Below are 14,659 nucleotides of genomic sequence, written 5' to 3' on the forward strand. Positions count from 1 at the left end.
TGTCCAAAGCCTATTTCAAAGCATTCCAAAAAAGGTTAAAAACTTCCCCTTGTCACCTATGAAAATCAGCACTTTTCTCACATTCGTTGGAGATAACTGCGGTAAGGCCACAGAAGCAATCAATTTCTACACCTCTATTTTTCCGAATTCGGAAGTAAAAAGGATCGTAAATTATGCGGAAGGTGAGCCTGGCGGAACACCAGACTTGATCAAGTTTGGATTTTTCATCTTAAACGGCACGGAATACCAAGTCTCCGAAAGTAATTACAAACACAATTGGTCATTTACTCCCGGAGTATCCTTATTTATTAATTCCGAATCGGAAGATCAAATTGAAATCTTATACGAGAAACTATCCGCCGAAGGAGATCAAGTGATGGTTCCGCTCGACAACTATGCAGGAGATGGGGATTATGGCTTTGGAGAAAAATTCGGCTGGTGCGAGGATAAATATGGGGTTTCTTGGCAGTTGGTTTTGTTAAGATAAATATCTTAGAATAAACATATCGAACACATTTTTTTACAATTTTTATCTATATTAGATAGTGATTTTATAAAACTACTTTTTCACTTACCACAATCTAAAAACTATATTTTTGTACGTTAAATCAGCTTTTCAAGCATATTAAGTTGAATTTGAATGAAAATATTTGTCAATCCTGTACAAAAATCATTTAAATATGAGAAAGATATCTGATTTAGAAATACTAAGTAAAACTTTTGAGGATTTATCAGTTGGTATAGGAATTTTTCAAGTTCAAGATTTGAATGACCTAAAAAGCATTCAATATGTTTTTATGAATAAGGTTCTTTTATATGAAATGAGAAAAGAACGTGATGAGGTTATTGGAAAAAAAATTATAGAGGTAGCTCCCGAGGCATTTAATCATGATGGAGGGCTCCTTGTCATGGAGACATACAGAAAAGTCGCAGCAGAAGGAGGAAGTATTAATTTGGGATTGGTTGAATATTCCAACCATATGGTAGCAGGAACTTACGAGTGCTCTGTTCACCATATTATAGACAACTATGTCTACGTAATGTTGAGAAACGTAACGGAATTGGAACAAACAAAGAATGAGTTATTGCTAAAAAATAAAGAACTATCTCAATTCGCTTATATGGTCTCTCATGATTTGAAGGAACCATTAAACACTATTACCTCATTAGTTCAATTATTTGAAAAACAAAATTCAGGGAAATTTGATACAGAAACAGCCCAAATGCTAGGCTTTATTTCTAGCTCAACTAACCGGATGAGGAGCCTGATAACAGGTTTATTGGATTATAGTGGTATTGGGCAGGGAAAAGAATTAACTGAAATAGATTGCCAAAAGTTAGTCGAGATTATTCAACAAGATCTAGCTTCAAAAATAAAAGAAACCAATTCTATTATTGAAGTTGGAGAATTACCAAAGATCTTTGGCTACGAGACAGAGCTTCGAATGCTTTTTCAAAATTTAATAAGCAATGCCATCAAATTTAGCAAGCCCAATTTACCTCCTCGAATAAAAATAAGTGCCAAAAAACAAGATGGATGGACCTTTCTTATTCAAGATGATGGAATTGGCATTGCCAAGGAATATCAGAGTAAAATATTTGGGGTATTTGAACGCTTACATTCCAAAAGTGAATATGAGGGAACAGGGATTGGCCTCGCTCATTGCAAGAAAATTATAGATCTACATAAAGGTAAAATTTGGGTAAATTCTAAATCTGGAGAAGGAAGCACTTTCTGTTTTTCAATACCATCCAGAATTGATCAAAAATCTTGATATTATTATTGATAATTCAAGTTAGGGCTATGGCTTAACTTTTTTTGAAAAACCAAATCTGCATCAAAAAATGTCTATGACAAGCTATTTAGGCATCTTTTGATTGGATTCAAAAGGCTCAATTAAACTCTATATTCAGTAATTTAAGCTGATGAAAAAACAATCAAAAAAGATAGATTCCTAAACTCATCTCCTCTTTATACTAAAGATTTACGCTAAGGGAAAGTGTTTATCTATTTAATCTTATGACAATTAATTTGCCCCCAAATATTAAAACTCCTGCATTAGATTTTTCCGGATATCGCATATAAACCTCTCAGATTTATTTTATTTGCTTTTTCCACTATCCAAAAACGAAATCATCGTCATTGAATGACTGCAAAAGATATACTAGGAAACCCGGATTACCTCGCAATATCCTATGGAGGATATAGAAAGAACTCCAGAAGCATTCAGCCTACCGTAAATCAGCTGAAAGAAGATTTACTCATTCTTCATGCTATGGGCATACGCCTTCTGAGAACTTACAATGTACACTTACCTCATGCTTCAAATGTGCTCAAAGCCATTTCAGAGCTGAATCAGGAGAAACAAGGCTTTGAAATGTATGTCATGCTGGGAGCATGGATCGATTGCAAAAATGCCTGGACGGATAAGCAACCTGATCATTTTCAGGAAAGCGAACGAAATCAGGTCGAAATTGCAAAAAGCGTGGAGCTGGCAAATCAATATCCTGAAATCGTTAAAATCATCGCTGTAGGAAATGAAGCCATGGTCAAATGGGCCGAATCTTATTATGTACAGCCAGAGGTAATCTTGAAATGGGTCAAGTACCTACAAAATCTAAAGAAAGAGCAGCAAATCTCATCGGAACTTTGGATCACCTCCTCGGATGATTTTTCTTCTTGGGGTGGTGGAGATCCCCTTTACCATACCCCCGCGCTCAATCAGTTGATTCGGGAAGTGGATTTTGTTTCCATGCACACTTACCCCATGCACAATACCCACTATCATCCGATATTTTGGGGAGTCAGTCCCTCGGAGAAAAAGCTCCCTAAAAAGGAAAAGCTGGAAAAAGCCATGCAAAGAGCCCGAGACTTTGCTATAGGACAATATCAGCAAGTGAAGGCTTATGTAGAAAAAATTGCCCCAGGCAAACCCGTACATATAGGAGAAACCGGTTGGGCCAGCAGTTCGGATGGATTTTATGGTCTGGAAGGATCCAGAGCCTGCGATGAGTACAAGGAAATGCTTTACTACCAGGAAATGAGAAACTGGACCAATAGCCAAGGAATTTCCTGTTTCTATTTTGAAGCCTTTGATGAACCTTGGAAAGACTCAGGAAATGCGCAGGGCTCAGAAAATCATTTTGGTTTGATTACCGTGGACGGCAAAGTCAAAGCTGCGCTTTGGGAACAGTTTGAAGCTGGAGTTTTCCAGAGTTTAACCCGTGATGGGAAACCACTCAAACAGACCAAAAAAGGGAATATTGAATTAGCTCTCAAAGCTGCCATGATCCCTCCCCCAAACGAGCACTTGTAACCCAAGTCTATTCTGATTCTCAATTTGCAATACTCCATGCTTCAAAATAAATCAATTCAGGTATTTGAAACTTCCGCTCAAGGTAGAAAGCTGGAGAAAGTTGACCAGTTCGAGGAGGCAGAGATCACGATTCAGATCACACTCAATCCGGAGAAAAAATTTCAGACTATCACAGGAATTGGAGGTTCCTTCACTGAAGCTTCCGCTCATCTTCTTACTCTGATGAGCGAAGGAAAAAGGCGTGAGATCCTCAAGGCATATTTCAGCGAGGAGGGCTCTCGCTATTCCTTGACTCGAACACATATTAATTCCTGTGACTTTTCACTAAGCCATTACTCCTACGATTCCAATGCCGGGGATGTAAGTCTCCAGAATTTTTCCATTGAAAGAGATAGGAAAGCCTTGATTCCTATGATTAAAGAGGCAAAAACCTATTCCAAGCAAGGTTTCAAAATCATCGCTTCTCCCTGGACTGCACCTCCTTGGATGAAGGATAATCAGAGTTGGGTAGGAGGAAAACTACTTCCTGAGTACTATCCGGTCTGGGCAGATTTTTTTGAAAAATATCTCCAAGCCTTCCAGGATGAGGGAATAGCTATTTGGGGACTAACGGTGGAAAATGAACCTCATGGCAATGGCAATAATTGGGAAAGCATGCATTTTAGCCCTGAAGAAATGACTGATTTTGTTCGTCTTCACCTCGGCCCAAAGCTGGAAAATAAGGGTTGGAAAGAGGTAAAAATTCTAGGTTATGACCAAAACCGAGAAGGACTGAAGGAATGGGTAGATGTCATGTTTGCAAATGCCGAGTCTTCTAAGTACTTCTCAGGCACGGCGGTTCATTGGTACGAAAGTACCTATGAGGTCTTTCCGGAGGCCTTACAATATGCCCATCACAAGGCTCCTGAAAAATTCCTTATTCAAACTGAAGCCTGTATCGATGCTGAAGTTCCAAGATGGCAGGATGATGACTGGTATTGGAGCAAGGAAGCAAAAGACTGGGGTTGGCTTTGGGCTCCGGAAAATCAGAAATACTTACACCCCCAATATGTGCCTGTGTATCGGTATGCCGTCGACATCATAGGCTGCTTTAATAATTGGGTAGATGGATGGATAGACTGGAATATGGTGCTTGATCGAAGAGGCGGTCCCAACTGGTTTGAAAACTGGTGTGTTGCTCCGGTAATCGTAGATCCATCGAATGATGAGGTATACTACACCCCGCTTTATTATATTTTAGCCCACTTTAGTAAATTTATCCGACCAGGTTCCAAAATCATTGAGGTGAAAGTTTCAGATGATAAAGTTCAAGCGACCGCTGCGAAAAACGAGGATGGTTCTCTGGTCTTAGTTGTATTAAACCAAAACCAATTTAAGATTGCCATCAATCTGGAAATAGCTGACTACAAATCCACTTTTTCTATCAGTCCGGCTGCCATTCAAACCATTATTATTGGCCCCGACCAAACAAAAACCACTTAAACTGATTCAAATTATCGAACAATTAATTTACCCTTTCCATGCCATCATTTAGACAAGAAAAATTTCTTTCCCTCGCCTCCTCTGATTTATCTGACAAATCTTTAGAAGAACTCAAGCAAACCTTAAGAAATCAACTGAAAGACGGAGTTCATGGATTTTGTGCTAGTCCCTATGTGGAAGGTCAAAAACCTGGAGATCAACTTACAGAAGAGCAAATCAGAAAAAGATTGGAGGTCCTGAAGCCTCATACCAAATGGATCAGATCTTTCTCCACCACCGAAGGAAATGAGCTCATCCCAAAAGTGGCCCGGGAGATGGGGATCAAAACGATGGTTGGAGCCTGGCTGGGCGATAATCCTGAGACCAACGCCAAAGAGGTTGCCAATTTGATTGAATTGGTGAATGAAGGTTTGGTGGATATCGCGGCTGTGGGCAATGAGGTATTATACCGAGGAGATTTGGCGGTGGATGAGTTACTGGGCCATATTCAAGAGGTCAAAAGTAAAATCCAGAAAAAAGTACCAGTCGGATATGTGGATGCCTATTATGAATTCGAAGATCATCCGGAGGTATCGGAAGCATGTGATCTCATTTTGGCGAATTGCTATCCATTTTGGGAAGGATGTCCCTTGGAGCATTCCTTGCTTTATATGAAAGAAATGTATCGCATAGCCAAGAATGCAGGCAAAGGAAAGCGAGTGATTATTACAGAGACTGGATGGCCAGATCAAGGCACCAACCTGAGAGGGGCTGTTCCATCGACCGAAAATGCTATCAAATATTTCATCAATGCCCAGCAATGGTCTAAAGAAGAGAATATTGAATTATTCTACTTCTCTTCATTCGATGAATCTTGGAAAGTAGGTGCAGAGGGAGATGTAGGAGCTTTCTGGGGAATTTGGGATAAGGACGAAGTTTTGAAATACTAATTCAAGCAATCTTTTGGCTTTAATTAATACTAATCCGGTAGCTTTCGATTAAGCTACCGGAATATTTTTGAATGCTGCGTGAAAAGAGTACTTATTTTAAAATTTAAATCTATTGTAGGAGTGCAAAATGAATAGACTTTTTTCATTTTCAATTCATTTTCTTGAACCGACCTAAGATCAAAAACAGATAGTATTTCTAACCCTGCAGTTAGGAAAGGCATGCAAAAAACAACTTTTAAAATACCACAGATGGACTGCCCTTCTGAAGAAAATCTGATTCAGATGAAGCTTCAGACTATTCGATCCATTGAGCATCTTGAATTCGATATACCAAAAAGGAATTTGCATGTATTCCATAGTGGGAATTTGGAGCAAATTGAAAAAGCCCTAAAAGAACTGAAGCTGGGTGCTGAAAAAGTCCGAACCGAGCAGATTGAAGCTACTTTTTCTTCCCAAAACAATCAACAAAAAAGGCTACTCTGGACCGTCTTAGGTATCAATTTCTCTTTCTTTTTAATAGAGATGAGCACTGGTCTTATTTCCAAATCCATGGGATTGGTTGCTGATAGTCTGGATATGTTAGCTGATGCATTTGTCTATGGATTGAGTTTATTGGCAATCGGTGGAAGCTTAGCGAAAAAGAAAAAAGTAGCCCAAATCGCTGGCTACTTTCAAATGTCTTTGGCACTTATCGGTTTGGTGGAAGTAGTCCGTCGCTTTATTGGGGTTGAGCAAATGCCCAATTTCAAAACCATGATAATCGTTTCCATTTTGGCATTAGCTGCCAATATTACCTGCCTGTATCTACTTCAAAAATCTAAAAGTAAAGAAGCTCATATGCAGGCAAGTATGATATTCACGTCGAATGATGTTATCATCAATTCCGGGGTAATCCTGGCAGGATTATTAGTTTATTGGTTTAACTCCAAGCTGCCAGATCTGATCATTGGAAGCGTAGTATTTGCGCTGGTTCTACAGGGAGCATCCCGCATCCTCAAACTCGCCAAGTGAATTTCAGCAGATTATAAAAACTCAATTTTTATCAATCCAAAACTCTCTAGGTAACAGCATTTTGAATATTCCAGAGGTTTCAGCCATACTTTGGCTACTGCAAAGAAAATCGTACCGATTTCAATAGATGGAGCTTCCGGAATTCTTAATTTGGGTGAACCAAAGCGAGGAAAATTGCCAACATATCGAATATCGACACCATTGCCGGTTGAAATATGCATAAAACAAATATTGGTAGTAATTAGAAATCTCGAAATTAAATCAGATTTTCTGTCATATTTTAAGAACTCTTGTAACTAATATGAATAGAGAGCTTAAAATAAATTAGATGCAAAACCAATCCACCAACACATTTGAACAAATACTCGAGATCAATAAAGATAAAATTTACCGAATTTGTAAAATATATTCAGTACATCCGTTAGAACCACAAGACCTTTTTCAAGATGTTGTTTTCGAAATATGGAAATCGTTCTCAACTTTTAAAGAAAAATCAAGCATCAACACCTGGATTTATAAAATAACACTAAATGTCTGTCTACGTTCAAAACGGAAATCAGTAAATGAAAATATCAAATTAGTTCGATTAGAATCAATTGAATTTACTCCTGTGGATGTTCATCAGGATAAAAATCAGCAAGAAAAGTATAACGCTCTTACTTCCTGCATATCTTCATTAGAGGAAAAGAGTAGGGCCATCATTATTCTTTATTTAGAAGAATTACCATATAAAGATATTGCTGTTATTACTGGCTTAACGGAGAATCATATAGCCGTAAAAATGAAAAGAATAAAAAAAGTATTGTTGAATTGTCTAACCAATAAATTATAATAATATGTGGAGTAAAGAACAAAATGAAGTTTGGCAAGATTTAAAAGGAGTTTGGAACAATCAGCCAGAATCGGAAAAAATAAATATTCAGTTATCTAATCTAATTCTTGAATTAAAAAGCAAGGTTAGTCAATTGGAAAAAGATTCTATAAAAAATGATATAAAATTCATTAAGTCTTCAATTAGTGAGTTTGAAAAAAATTCCATTAAGAATGATCTTAATATAATTTCAAAATTTATAAAGAGAGTAGTTGACAAATTTAGAATTAAGAAATAGAAACTACCGCCGACACCGTGGAGAACAACAATGGCTCCTAAATATCGCCACAGCGTCTCTACCTACGTTTGCGAAAAGTAAACCGACTGAGACAATATGAATCTAAACCAAATTACAGTTCCTTCATTAGATTTAACAAAAGCAATCCCTTTTTACGAAAAACTAGGACTGAAATTAATTGTAAAATCGCTACCACATTATGCGCGATTTGAATGTCCGAATGGTAACTCTACTTTTTCAATTCATCTTACAGACAAATTACCAATGGAGATGGAATACATGTTTACTTTGAATGTGAGAATCTTGACGAACATGTTGAAAAAATACAAAGTAAAGGAATTGAATTCGAGCAAGATCCATCCGACCAGATGTGATTATGGAGGGAAGCGAGATTAAAAGATCTAGATGGAAATCAACTGGTTTTATTTTGCGCCGGAAAAAACCGACTAAACCCACCCTGGAGGATAAAAGACTAATATCAGAAGACAGTATCCTGCAAGGTTGGTAAATGGCAGAAAAAGTTATTCCGAATTTTTCGAGTCTTTTTTAGCAAACCACCAATCAAGACGGAGTTGTTCCTTTGTACAGTATTTTGACTACTTGAAAGAAGTGTCAAGTCAAGCTTATGAAGAGCTTTATATTAACCCCCTCTCCCACTTTCCTTTAATTCTATATCCGTCAGGTCTGCTATTTTCACTGGCTTTCCACTCTCGATACTGTTTCTGGCAGCTATTCCTACCAAGATGGACATCGCACCATCTCTACTTCCAGCTGATTGTCTCCAAGGATCAGCCATGGCTGGATCCTTGAAGAGTTTATCCTTCAATCGGGTATCTCCCCCACCATGTCCTCCACCTCCATGCGGAATAGTAATAATCTGCCGCTCCCCAAAGTTTGTGGTCAGATGAATTTCATCTGCATCGGCCTCCTCCCATGGCTGTCGCTCCTTGATCCAAGCTTCCAAACGACCCTTCGTGCCATTGAAGGCAATTCGGTAACCTTCATAGGGTGAATATGTGGTCAGGGAATAACTGACTTGAACCTGATTTTTATATTTGATCTGAACGGCCATCTTATCATAGATATCCACATCTTCCCGAAACACACAGCCATCCCTGTGATATCCGTCATATTGCTCATTCTCGGGATAGAGATTCACCAGATGTTCATTTTTGGTGATATCCCAATAAAAATCACATTGATTGGAATGAGGACATCCCCGGCAGGTAGTATGGCGGAAAGGGCCTTTTTTTCCATAAAACTCCAATGAACCATAAGCAAAAACCTCCTCTGGATCCGAATTAATCCACCAGTTTAATAGGTCGAAATGGTGCGTGGACTTATGCACGAGCAAAGTGCCTCCAAACTCCTTTCTTCTATGCCATCTTCTAAAGTAATCAGCTCCATGGTACACATCCAGATACCAGTGGAAATCTACCGAAGTCAGTTCTCCGATTTCACCTATACGTAATAGCTCATAGAGTTTTTGGCGATGAGGAGAATAACGGTAATTGAAAGTCACAATTAACTTTTTGCCGGACTTCCGCTCTGCATCCAGAATATCCTGACATTTAAATTCATCCGTGGTCATCGGTTTTTCCGAAATCACATGAATACCAGCATCCAGCCCTTTGATAATAAACTCATGATGTGTGCTGTCCATGGTAGTGACGATCAAGACATCAGGCTTGGCTTCTTTCAGCATCTGGTCAAAATCTGTGAATACAGGGCAGTTAGCTCCAATAAACTTCTTTGCATAAGCCAATCTTCCTGGATTGATATCGCTGAGCCCTACAAATTCAACCAATTCCCCATAAGATCTTAGCACATCCCTGCCAAACATGGTCGTGCCCCTGATTCCAGTACCAACTAGAGCAAGTTTCATTTTACCATCCTTTGGCCCAACTAAGTCTAAAGCTTGGGCAACAGGATGAATAAAAAAACTACCGGCCAGGAAGCTTCCGGACATGGCAATGAAATCTCTTCTGGATTGATTGGATGAATGAGACATGGCTTATGGGTTTAAAAATTGACTCTTTAAGTTAACGAATAAAGAAAAACCTTCATTGAAAATTTACGGAATCGATTTTCTTGATTTGTTACAGCCACAAATCGCTGTTTAGATTCCTTTTCCTGTATTTTTGGGGGAATGAATTCAACCATGACAGACAGAACGATATCTATCCGGGGACTCTTCCGGATCAGCAGACCTATTAATCTGCTCATGGTAGCTTTTGCCCAGTTGATGGCAGCATACTTCCTGATAGAAAAAACTCCCCAAGGTTTACCGGTTCTTCAGGATTATCGGCTGTATTTATTGATTTTGGCAACACTGTTGATTACGGCTGCCGGCTATATGATCAATGATTATTACGATGTAAAAATCGATTATGTCAACCGACCGAATGAAGTAATCGTCGGCAAGGGAATCAAGCGAAGAGTGGTGATTTTTCTCCATACCATTTTCAATTTCACAGGAATAGGATTGGGCGCCCTAGTGGCTCCCAGAATTGCCATTGTTAATTTTGTGGCGGCCTTTTTATTATGGCTATACAGCAACAGACTCAAAAGAGAACCCTTTATTGGAAATTTAACGGTTGCTTTTCTGACAGGACTTTCAGTTTATCTGGTTGCCTTTTATTACCAGAAAAACGAACTATTGGTACTGACTTACGCCATTTTTGCTTTCTTTTTAAACCTCATTCGGGAAATCCTCAAAGACATTGAAGATAGAAATGGAGATAGAAAACATGGTTGTCGTACTCTTCCCATTGTCATTGGATTCCGAAAGACCAAGCAAGTGATTTTCATTGTTGCTCTTTGTTTTGTCTCAGCCATTCTGATTATCACTTTTGAAATTAATAAGCCTGAGTTATTCTATTACTTTGGAGGTCTAGGGATTGCCTTTGTATGGTTTATGAGAAAAATTTACCTCGCGGACCGCAAAGGCCACTTCACCCAACTCAGTACCTGGGCAAAAATATTGATGCTGGTAGGAACCATGAGCATGGCTTTTTTATAGTCTCCTCATCCTTAAACAAACAGATTTTTTACAAAGCCTAATTTTTCATTTCTCAAACAGACAGCTCTTGCCTTAGCGTTTCTGCAACAAAACACTTAATTTCATGCATATTCTCTAAAATATGCTCGAATCCAAGGTAATCATCATCAAAATAGGTTCCAACGTACTTACCCAGTCCGATGGCATGCCTGATTTGGAGCGGATGAAGCATTTAGTCTCTCAGATTAGTTTCCTGATCGAGCAAGGTAAAAAAGTGGTTTTGGTGAGTTCTGGAGCAGTGGCATTCGGAAGACAAGCTGTGGCCATACCGGAAAAGCTCAATCCTGTTTTCAAAAAACAGATCTGGGCAGCTACCGGACAAATCCGGCTCATACATCAATATCAAGGCTATTTCGAAAAGAAAGGAATTCAAATCGCTCAGATTTTGGTCACCAAGGAGGATTTTCGAGACCGAAAGCATTTTCTCAATATGAAGAACTGCATTGAAGCTTTGTTGCAGCAGGGAATCCTTCCGGTAATCAACGAGAATGATACCGTGACAATTACGGAATTAATGTTCACCGACAATGATGAGTTAGCCAGTCTGACCGCAGCGATGATCAATGCGGATACCCTTATGCTGCTGACTAATGTGGATGGGATCTTTACCGGAAATCCCGCTGAACCCGACTCAGAGCTGATCGAAAAAATAGCTTCTGATTCGCCGGAAGTTTCTAGCTATATCTCCGCTACCAAATCTTCCTTTGGTCGGGGTGGTATGCTAACCAAATATGCAATGGCCAAAAAATCAGCAGATTTGGGCATTCAGGTCATCATTGCTAACGGGAAGAAAAATGGAGTGTTGCAGGCTTTTGCGAATAAAAAATTACTATGTACTTGGTTTGAACCCAAAAAGAAAAAACAAGCCCCCAAGAAATGGCTGGCCCATGGCGCGCATTATTACAAAGGGGAAGTCTTCATTAATTCCGGTGCCAAAGCATCTTTGACTTCCGATGTCATACGAAGCCTTTTGCCTATTGGAATCACCAAGTTAGAAGGTGAGTTTTCCAAAGGTGATATCTTGCTGATTCGGGATGAAAAGGGGGATAAAGTAGGCTTAGGAAGAGCAGAATATTCATCCAAATCGGCTTCTGAAAAGCTTGGCCAAAAAAACCACAAAGCGCTGATTCATTATAATTACCTCTATTTATTCGATCATGACTGAGTACTCCAATATTTTTGAATCTGTCAAAAAGGCTTCGTTAGGATTGATCAGGCTTTCTGATGAAAAAATCCAGTCAATTTTGAAGGATTTAGCGGCATTGGCTATTAGGAAAACTGATTTTATTTTGGCTGAAAATCAGAGGGATTTGGAACGCATGGATCCTCAAAATCCGATGTACGACCGTTTGCTGCTCAATCAATCCCGGATAGAAAGTATCGCCTCTGAAATTCTTCAAGTCAGCCAGTTACCCACTCCTCTTCATCTCAAATTGGAGGAAAAAATGCTTCCAAATGGACTCTACCTTGAGAAAGTCAGTGTGCCTCTGGGAGTAGTTGGAATTATCTATGAAGCCCGGCCCAATGTGACTTTTGATGTATTTTCCATTGCCCTAAAATCCGGGAACGGACTGGTGCTCAAAGGAGGTTCGGATGCAGATTTCTCCAATCGAGCCATAGTTTCTCTGATTCATGAGGTTTTGGAAAAGCATGAGATTTCAACTCAGGCATTTCAACTCTTACCAGCTGATCGGCAAGCGACCAAGGCACTTCTAGAAGCTGTTGGCTACGTGGATGTTTTGATTCCGAGAGGCTCCCAAGGTCTAATCAATTTTGTGCGAGAGCATGCCAAAGTTCCGGTAATTGAAACAGGTGCCGGAATTGTTCATACCTACGTGGATGAATCAGCTGATTTGGAGAAGGCTAAGGCCATCATCCACAATGCCAAAACCCGAAGACCCAGCGTTTGCAATTCCTTGGATTGTTTGATTATTCATCAAAGTCACTTGAATAATCTGAATGACTTGATTCAGCCTTTATTGGAAAATGGGGTGAAAATCTATGCAGATGAGCAGGCTTTTCATGCGCTGAACCAATCTAATTTGATTCAACTAGCCGAGCCGGAACATTTTGGAACAGAATTTTTGAGTTTACAGCTAGCCATAATGACCGTCAATGATCTGGAGCAGGCTTTACAACATATACAGATCTATTCTTCCAAACATTCAGAAGCAATTATATCTGAAAATCAGGAACACATCGAGCGGTTTTTATTGGAAGTGGATGCCGCAGCTGTCTATGCTAATGCCTCCACGGCTTTTACAGATGGGGCGCAGTTTGGGCTTGGTGCTGAGATCGGAATTTCTACTCAGAAACTTCATGCACGGGGCCCTATGGCCCTTAAAGAATTGACAAGTTACAAGTGGATCGTCAGAGGAAATGGGCAGGTGAGGAAATAACCTAATAGATTAAATAGTTTGATTCTCCTTTTAATTCCATCAAAAAACTATCTCTTTCATCCAGTTGGCCAAGAACTTCAAATAGGTTTTCAACTACCTGTATCAATTGATCATTAGAAATATTACCTAATTTAAACCAAAGAAGTTTCTTTGGATTAAAATTGAGAAAATAGCTATGCCTAAAATCTGAATCTTTAGAAACTAAAATATATCCATGTTGATCACAGTATTCAGAAATTTCAGAATCTTTGGAGTAATATCCATTTAGAATATCGTTCACATGAATGGCATCAAAACCATGTTTTTTAAAAAAATGAACCAGCTTGAATGGTATGTGAACATCACATAAAAATCTCATCTTAAAACTCTGCTACCCCTGATAAAGAAGCTCTTGCAAATTTTAAAGCTTCTAAAATATCTTCTCTTTCTAATTCTGGGTGATCTTCTAATATTTCTTCTATAGACATCCCAGAAGCCAGCAAATCCAGCAAGACCTCTACTGGCCAACGCATTCCACGAATCGTCGGCTTTCCATGACAAATTTCGGGATCTATCGTTATCCTTTTGAAAGAATTCATATTCTAATATACTGACTTAGATTATTTTAACGAATAAATCTACCCAGTAAGTTACTTTACTTTTTGTGCCGCTCTATCAACACCTCCATCACTTCATCCAATTCATAGCCTTTGGCCTCCAAAAGAACGAGATAGTGAAATAGCAAATCCGCTGCTTCCCCTAGAAATAGCTCCTTGTTGTCATCCTTGGCTTCAATCACGATTTCCACCGCTTCCTCCCCTACTTTTTGAGCCACTTTATTGATGCCTTTGGCAAAAAGAGAAGCCGTGTAGGATTGATCAGAAGGATTATTTTTTCGATCCTTGATAATGGCTCTTAATTGATCGATGAAACCGGTTTTGGAAGAATTTTCCTCATTCCAACATGTATCCGAGCCGGTATGACAAACAGGGCCTTGAGGATTGGCTTTGACCAAAATAGCATCTCCGTCACAATCGACAGCCATTGAAACCAACTCCATAAAATTTCCTGAAGTCTCACCTTTCGTCCACAATCTATTTTTACTGCGGCTGAAAAAAGTCACCTTTCCAGTCTCTTGTGTTTTTGCCAGCGCTTCCTCATTCATAAAGCCCTGCATCAAGACTTTACCGGAAATAGCATCTTGGACTATGGCTGGTACTAGGCCGTTCATTTTTGAAAAGTCGATATTCATGTTTTTTCTTTTTTTACAGAAATACAGTGGAAATAAAGTCGGAATATTGCCCGATAAATCGGCCTGAAATAACCATTAATTTGACTCCATATTTATTTCACCCTGACTTGTCAGGGTATA

At 39.1% G+C, this 14,659-nt stretch carries 17 protein-coding genes; 12 read left to right on the forward strand and 5 right to left on the reverse strand.

The window, feature by feature from the left end:
- Window positions 1-58: 58 nt before the first annotated feature.
- The 6 genes from B2906_RS10665 to B2906_RS10690 all read left to right on the forward strand — a co-directional run bounded on the left by B2906_RS10665 (window position 59) and on the right by B2906_RS10690 (window position 6,739).
- Window positions 59-487 carry a VOC family protein gene (locus tag B2906_RS10665; protein WP_286939513.1) on the forward strand — a complete coding sequence of 143 codons (429 nt, stop codon included), beginning with the start codon at window positions 59-61 and terminating at the stop codon, window positions 485-487.
- 193 nt (window positions 488-680) lie between these two features.
- Window positions 681-1,775: a sensor histidine kinase gene (locus tag B2906_RS10670; protein WP_286939517.1), complete on the forward strand. Its 1,095-nt coding sequence runs from the start codon at window positions 681-683 to the stop codon at window positions 1,773-1,775.
- 372 nt (window positions 1,776-2,147) lie between these two features.
- Entirely contained in the window at window positions 2,148-3,317 is a 1,170-nt protein-coding gene (locus B2906_RS10675; RefSeq protein WP_286939520.1) for a glycosyl hydrolase family 17, read from the forward strand.
- A 36-nt stretch (window positions 3,318-3,353) separates the two neighbouring features.
- A complete protein-coding gene (locus B2906_RS10680) occupies window positions 3,354-4,799 on the forward strand; it encodes a glycoside hydrolase family 30 protein (protein WP_286939523.1) in 1,446 nt (481 codons plus the stop codon).
- Window positions 4,800-4,837: 38 nt separating this feature from the next.
- Window positions 4,838-5,728 (forward strand): glycosyl hydrolase family 17 protein, encoded by an 891-nt coding sequence (locus B2906_RS10685; protein ID WP_286939528.1) that lies wholly within the window; start codon window positions 4,838-4,840, stop codon window positions 5,726-5,728.
- Window positions 5,729-5,947: 219 nt separating this feature from the next.
- On the forward strand, window positions 5,948-6,739 hold the full coding sequence (locus B2906_RS10690; RefSeq protein WP_286939534.1) for a cation diffusion facilitator family transporter: 792 nt from the start codon (window positions 5,948-5,950) through the stop codon (window positions 6,737-6,739).
- An 11-nt stretch (window positions 6,740-6,750) separates the two neighbouring features.
- On the opposite strand, the gene B2906_RS10695 is transcribed toward B2906_RS10690, so the two are convergent.
- Window positions 6,751-6,960: a hypothetical protein gene (locus B2906_RS10695; protein ID WP_286939538.1), complete on the reverse strand. Its 210-nt coding sequence runs from the start codon at window positions 6,958-6,960 to the stop codon at window positions 6,751-6,753.
- A 107-nt stretch (window positions 6,961-7,067) separates the two neighbouring features.
- Here B2906_RS10695 and B2906_RS10700 point away from each other — a divergent pair, with 107 nt between their 5' ends.
- The 3 genes from B2906_RS10700 (at window position 7,068) to B2906_RS10710 (ending at window position 8,244) form a co-directional block, all read left to right on the forward strand.
- Window positions 7,068-7,571, forward strand: a complete 504-nt coding sequence (locus B2906_RS10700; RefSeq protein WP_286939543.1) for an RNA polymerase sigma factor — start codon at window positions 7,068-7,070, stop codon at window positions 7,569-7,571.
- Between the two features lie 4 nt (window positions 7,572-7,575).
- The gene (locus B2906_RS10705; RefSeq protein ID WP_286939547.1) at window positions 7,576-7,848 is read left to right on the forward strand and encodes a hypothetical protein; all 273 of its coding nucleotides are present in this window, start codon (window positions 7,576-7,578) and stop codon (window positions 7,846-7,848) included.
- Window positions 7,849-7,944: 96 nt separating this feature from the next.
- A complete protein-coding gene (locus B2906_RS10710; protein WP_286939550.1) occupies window positions 7,945-8,244 on the forward strand; it encodes a hypothetical protein in 300 nt (99 codons plus the stop codon).
- A 244-nt stretch (window positions 8,245-8,488) separates the two neighbouring features.
- On the opposite strand, the gene B2906_RS10715 is transcribed toward B2906_RS10710, so the two are convergent.
- Window positions 8,489-9,859 carry a Gfo/Idh/MocA family protein gene (locus tag B2906_RS10715; protein WP_286939552.1) on the reverse strand — a complete coding sequence of 457 codons (1,371 nt, stop codon included), beginning with the start codon at window positions 9,857-9,859 and terminating at the stop codon, window positions 8,489-8,491.
- 150 nt (window positions 9,860-10,009) lie between these two features.
- Here B2906_RS10715 and B2906_RS10720 point away from each other — a divergent pair, with 150 nt between their 5' ends.
- The 3 genes from B2906_RS10720 (at window position 10,010) to B2906_RS10730 (ending at window position 13,308) form a co-directional block, all read left to right on the forward strand.
- A complete protein-coding gene (locus B2906_RS10720; RefSeq protein WP_286939555.1) occupies window positions 10,010-10,870 on the forward strand; it encodes a geranylgeranylglycerol-phosphate geranylgeranyltransferase in 861 nt (286 codons plus the stop codon).
- 121 nt (window positions 10,871-10,991) lie between these two features.
- Window positions 10,992-12,074, forward strand: a complete 1,083-nt coding sequence (gene proB / locus B2906_RS10725; protein WP_286939565.1) for a glutamate 5-kinase — start codon at window positions 10,992-10,994, stop codon at window positions 12,072-12,074.
- Window positions 12,067-13,308, forward strand: coding sequence for a glutamate-5-semialdehyde dehydrogenase (locus B2906_RS10730; protein ID WP_286939568.1), 1,242 nt, complete (start codon window positions 12,067-12,069; stop codon window positions 13,306-13,308). The genes proB and B2906_RS10730 overlap by 8 nt, the downstream gene beginning before the upstream one ends.
- A gap of 1 nt (window position 13,309) precedes the next feature.
- Here B2906_RS10730 and B2906_RS10735 read toward each other — a convergent pair whose 3' ends face one another.
- The 3 genes from B2906_RS10735 to hisIE are packed head-to-tail and all read right to left on the reverse strand — an operon-like array spanning window position 13,310 to window position 14,539.
- Window positions 13,310-13,666, reverse strand: a complete 357-nt coding sequence (locus tag B2906_RS10735) for a DUF5615 family PIN-like protein (protein WP_286939570.1) — start codon at window positions 13,664-13,666, stop codon at window positions 13,310-13,312.
- 1 nt (window position 13,667) lies between these two features.
- Window positions 13,668-13,886: a DUF433 domain-containing protein gene (locus B2906_RS10740; RefSeq protein ID WP_286939574.1), complete on the reverse strand. Its 219-nt coding sequence runs from the start codon at window positions 13,884-13,886 to the stop codon at window positions 13,668-13,670.
- A 56-nt stretch (window positions 13,887-13,942) separates the two neighbouring features.
- Entirely contained in the window at window positions 13,943-14,539 is a 597-nt protein-coding gene (gene hisIE, locus B2906_RS10745) for a bifunctional phosphoribosyl-AMP cyclohydrolase/phosphoribosyl-ATP diphosphatase HisIE (protein WP_286939584.1), read from the reverse strand.
- Window positions 14,540-14,659 lie beyond the last annotated feature (120 nt).

Source organism: Algoriphagus sp. UBA3586, assembly GCF_002376385.1.
In the GTDB taxonomy this organism is placed as follows: domain Bacteria; phylum Bacteroidota; class Bacteroidia; order Cytophagales; family Cyclobacteriaceae; genus Algoriphagus; species Algoriphagus ornithinivorans.

What these genes read in the sequence shown, in the direction of transcription:
- hisIE (WP_286939584.1), bottom strand. Translation starts at nt 14,539, where the DNA reads ATGAATATCGACTTTTCAAAAATGAACGGCCTAGTACCAGCCATAGTC.
- B2906_RS10695 (WP_286939538.1), bottom strand. Translation starts at nt 6,960, where the DNA reads ATGCATATTTCAACCGGCAATGGTGTCGATATTCGATATGTTGGCAAT.
- B2906_RS10735 (WP_286939570.1), bottom strand. Translation starts at nt 13,666, where the DNA reads ATGAGATTTTTATGTGATGTTCACATACCATTCAAGCTGGTTCATTTT.
- B2906_RS10670 (WP_286939517.1), top strand. Translation starts at nt 681, where the DNA reads ATGAGAAAGATATCTGATTTAGAAATACTAAGTAAAACTTTTGAGGAT.
- B2906_RS10710 (WP_286939550.1), top strand. Translation starts at nt 7,945, where the DNA reads ATGAATCTAAACCAAATTACAGTTCCTTCATTAGATTTAACAAAAGCA.
- B2906_RS10720 (WP_286939555.1), top strand. Translation starts at nt 10,010, where the DNA reads ATGACAGACAGAACGATATCTATCCGGGGACTCTTCCGGATCAGCAGA.
- B2906_RS10685 (WP_286939528.1), top strand. Translation starts at nt 4,838, where the DNA reads ATGCCATCATTTAGACAAGAAAAATTTCTTTCCCTCGCCTCCTCTGAT.
- B2906_RS10715 (WP_286939552.1), bottom strand. Translation starts at nt 9,859, where the DNA reads ATGTCTCATTCATCCAATCAATCCAGAAGAGATTTCATTGCCATGTCC.
- B2906_RS10675 (WP_286939520.1), top strand. Translation starts at nt 2,148, where the DNA reads ATGACTGCAAAAGATATACTAGGAAACCCGGATTACCTCGCAATATCC.
- B2906_RS10730 (WP_286939568.1), top strand. Translation starts at nt 12,067, where the DNA reads ATGACTGAGTACTCCAATATTTTTGAATCTGTCAAAAAGGCTTCGTTA.
- B2906_RS10690 (WP_286939534.1), top strand. Translation starts at nt 5,948, where the DNA reads ATGCAAAAAACAACTTTTAAAATACCACAGATGGACTGCCCTTCTGAA.
- B2906_RS10680 (WP_286939523.1), top strand. Translation starts at nt 3,354, where the DNA reads ATGCTTCAAAATAAATCAATTCAGGTATTTGAAACTTCCGCTCAAGGT.
- B2906_RS10700 (WP_286939543.1), top strand. Translation starts at nt 7,068, where the DNA reads ATGCAAAACCAATCCACCAACACATTTGAACAAATACTCGAGATCAAT.
- B2906_RS10705 (WP_286939547.1), top strand. Translation starts at nt 7,576, where the DNA reads ATGTGGAGTAAAGAACAAAATGAAGTTTGGCAAGATTTAAAAGGAGTT.
- B2906_RS10665 (WP_286939513.1), top strand. Translation starts at nt 59, where the DNA reads ATGAAAATCAGCACTTTTCTCACATTCGTTGGAGATAACTGCGGTAAG.
- proB (WP_286939565.1), top strand. Translation starts at nt 10,992, where the DNA reads ATGCTCGAATCCAAGGTAATCATCATCAAAATAGGTTCCAACGTACTT.
- B2906_RS10740 (WP_286939574.1), bottom strand. Translation starts at nt 13,886, where the DNA reads ATGAATTCTTTCAAAAGGATAACGATAGATCCCGAAATTTGTCATGGA.